The organism is Paraburkholderia sp. BR10954 (assembly GCF_040965775.1).
Lineage (GTDB): Bacteria > Pseudomonadota > Gammaproteobacteria > Burkholderiales > Burkholderiaceae > Paraburkholderia > Paraburkholderia youngii.
This window is the reverse complement of the sequence record NZ_JBFRCK010000122.1, coordinates 1-3,688: the sequence shown is the minus strand read 5'-3', so window position 1 is coordinate 3,688 and position 3,688 is coordinate 1. Positions and strand designations below refer to the sequence as shown.

The window sequence follows — 3,688 nt, the reverse complement described above, 5'->3', positions numbered from 1 at the left end:
GTTTTAATGGGGAGTAAAAATACAGGATTGTTCGGTCTGTCGAGCCGAACATGGTTTCGGACTCCCTGTTATCCAGGACTCCCCATAACACACGTAATGGAGCGCACTCCATTACGTGCCGGGACCGGCATTGCCCGAAGTGCCAGGCCAGCGCCGCACATCGCTGGCTGGAGGCACGCCAGGCCGACCTGCTACCCGTCGAATACTTCCACGTCGTCTTCACACTGCCCGCCGCCATCAGTGCGATCGCCTGGTACAACAAGCGGATCATCTACGGCCTGCTGCTCGACATCGCCGCCGACACGCTGCGCACGATCGCCGCCGATCCCCGGCACCTCGGCGCCCGGATCGGCGCCACGCTCGTCCTGCACACCTGGGGCTCCGCACTCACGCATCATCCGCACGTGCACGGCATCGTCCCCGGCGGCGGACTCTCGCCCGATGGCGAGCGCTGGATCGCCTGCCGGCCCGGCTTCTTCCTGCCCGTGCGCGTGCTCTCACGCCTGTTCCGCCGGCGCTTCCTCGAAGCGCTCGAAGTGGCCCACCGGCATGGCCAGCTGCAGTTCTTCGGCGAGTACACCGGGCTCGCGGCCCCCGCCACCTTTGCCCGGTGGCTTGCGCCGCTGCGTAGCTGCGAATGGGTGGTCTACGCCAAGCGCCCGTTCGCCGGACCGAAGGCGGTGCTCGAGTACCTGTCGCGCTACACGCACCGCGTGGCCATCTCCAACCAGCGCCTCATCGCATTCGATGAGCGCGGTGTGACGTTCCGCTGGAAGGACTACCGCGCGAAGGGACGCACCCGCTACAAGACCATGACGCTGGAGGCCGGCGAATTCATACGCCGCTTCCTGCTTCATGTGCTGCCCGGTGGTTTCCACCGGATCCGTCACTACGGGCTGCTCGCCAACCCGGGTGCGCCGCGCCAGTCTCGCGAAGGTGCGCGATCTGCTGCACGTCGCACCCGGGATCAGCCCGTCACCGGACGAGGCCATCACCGCAACCCGGCCCGTCTTCATCTGCCGTCACTGCGGCGCACCGATGATCGTCATCGACATCCTCGCGCGCAGCGCGCCGATCCGCGCACCGCCGCGGTGCCGGGGTCAGACATGAGCACTACGGTTCCCCGGTATCTGAACCGACCGTCGGCTTCGCGGCAACGCGGCCCACGAGCGGACGTTTGCGCCTGGCACTCCGCGAAGCGCCTCCGACGTCCGCTTCACCACCGCGATCGCACGACAGTATCACTTCGCTACCGCGTCAGCGCCCGCCCGGCATCCCGCCCGGCCACACCACATCCGACACTGCTGGGCATCCTGACCTATCAATCGCCATAGCGGCGAGTTCCGACCTCATCGGAGCACTCCGCGGTTTCCTCCATCGGGCTTATTCGACGCCTGCCGACACGCGCAGAGGCATTCACATTCCTGCGGCCGATGGCAGGCATCGAATAAACCTAAACGTACCTCGCCTCTCGCAGTATCCTTCGGCTCGTTTCGGGAAAGGCGGACACCGTTCCGGAAAGCCGAAAGCTGTATGGTTTTTCTGGCCTTTTCGCCCTTTGCAGCCTTCGATCTGGCGCTATTGTTGTCCCATCTACCGCGTCTCTGACGCATCGAACCGCCGGCACGTCCGGCATCTATTTTTGACCCTATCGGGAACCACTCCCGATAGGGGGCAGGTTCCCCTTTCTGGAGAACCTGCAATGCAACAACTGACTGCACCCCTGAAGCGCATCAAGCTCGGCCGCAATCCCCGGACGTATTTTGATCCGAAGGCGATGGCGGAACTGACCGAGTCGATTCGCGCGCATGGCGTAGACACGCCGATCATCGTTCGCCCCGTTGTCGAAGACGACTTCGACTTCGAGGTAATCTGTCGCTATTCAATGACGTGGCCATGGAACGCTTCGGATTTGCCCGCGGCGGTCCTTGCGTGCCGGGAGGCAGCACGAATGGACGACATGAGGTGCACATCGCCTATGCGCTGCTGCGCAACGAGCAAATTCCCGAAGCGGTGCTCTCGGAATACCGGGCGATGGAAAGGGCATTCCGCTATGACCTCGAGTGGGCGTCGACGTTGCTCGACGTTCCGACGCTGCGCGGGCGGCTACCGGCGGCGAAACTGCATCAGCTGGTGTCCGTGATGCGAGCGGCGAAACAGCCGGTCACGGCAGAAACGGTCGACGCTCTGGTGGCCGCTGTCGCCGGCGTATCCAATGCACCGGACTTCATCGAGGTCGATGACGCCCTGTTCGCGGCGGGCCTCCTGCAGGTTGACCCTTTGCCGGAGATGTTCGACAAGCCGGTATCGGTCGGACAGCCGGTCAAAGCGCTGGCCGCGCGGCTTCGTGACCTGATCGCCGACTGGCGCCGGGAGAAGAAGCTGGACCATGCGGACATGCAGCGCACGCGGGGGCGGCTCAGTGCCCGTCGGCACGCGCTGGAACGTTCGATGGCGTTGCTCGCACACGGGCGCGAAACGTTCGAATGGCCGAACCGTGTAGCCGTTGCACTGGAGTCGCGCGATGTGGCAAGTCTGCTGAACATCCTCGACACGGCTGACGATCAAAACCTGAGCAGCAAGCAGGTCGTGCTCGAGTTCCATGGCCTGAAGTTGCGAGGCCTGACGGCCAAGTCCCGGCGTCGTGCGATCTTCGAACTGTGCGGACTCGACGGGACTGCGCAGGCCGCATGGGAAGCGAGCGAGCTTTCGCGCAGGCAGGCGGAGCGCGGGGAGGGCGATGCGCAGCGTGCGAAGGAAGCCGCGCAGAATGCCCGCTATAAGCGCGGCGACGGCGTCGTGATCGATGGCGCCCAGCATGTCGAGGACGCGATCGCATCGGGGTTCCGGGAGATTCGGGACTGGCGCAAGGGGGCGAGCAAACAGTACGCGCTCGTCAACACTGAGCTCAACGAGGCGCGTCGTCTGCAGGTAAAGGATGGCACGCTGGATTACGCCCGCGCGATGCTCGAGCGGCTTGCAGCCTGAGGAGGGGACATGCGATTCGATCGTACTCCGAAGGCGGAAGGCCTTCGCTGGACTTCGCGGATGCAAGCCTTGCATCTGAGCCGTCAGGAACGGGCTCGCGAAAAGATCGAGCGTGCCTACCCGCTCTTCAGCGATCAGATCGAGGTGCCCCAGGCGCTTTCGGTTGATGAAGAGAGGGAGCGGCGCGAACGGCTGCTGTACCAGAGCGAGCAACGCATGCGCGATCTGTACGCCCAGCAATGGCGTCGCCTGCGTCGCGAGTACTTCGCATGCACGCCCGACGTGCGCGCGCGGATCATGGAAGCCTGGAAGGCGTGGCGCGGTCCGGCCAATCCTGTCTGTTTCGCCTACGTGATCGAGCAGCACAACGGCGTGGGCGAAGAGAAGTCACGGCGGCACCGCGAGCGCGAAGCGGCGATGATCGCGAGAATCGATGCAGCACGGGCCGCGCAGACAGCGTTGCTCTGACGGCAATTTTCCTGAACCACAGCCGGCGCATATGCGCCGGCTTTTTTTTGGTCCTGGCGTCACGCGAGAAGTCTAAGCGGGGTCAATCTGCTCATCATTCGGGCAAACCGTCGCGCAGCGGCCGCCCATACTGGGCTCTGTTACCCGCGTCCACGACGCATCGACCCGCCGGAGATCCGGCAACAATGCTGCCCTTGGGGATCACGTCCCTTGGGGCGTTGTTCAGGGGCAC

2 protein-coding genes and 1 pseudogene are annotated in these 3,688 nt (G+C 64.3%); all 3 read left to right on the top strand.

The window, feature by feature from the left end:
* Window positions 1–107 precede the first annotated feature (107 nt).
* Window positions 108–1,110 (top strand): annotated as a pseudogene (locus tag AB4Y34_RS41050) (IS91 family transposase); the annotation flags it as partial.
* Window positions 1,111–1,896: 786 nt separating this feature from the next.
* Entirely contained in the window at window positions 1,897–2,988 is a 1,092-nt protein-coding gene (locus AB4Y34_RS41045) for a hypothetical protein (protein ID WP_368719219.1), read from the top strand.
* Between the two features lie 9 nt (window positions 2,989–2,997).
* On the top strand, window positions 2,998–3,456 hold the full coding sequence (locus AB4Y34_RS41040) for a hypothetical protein (RefSeq protein WP_368719218.1): 459 nt from the start codon (window positions 2,998–3,000) through the stop codon (window positions 3,454–3,456).
* Window positions 3,457–3,688: the final 232 nt, after the last annotated feature.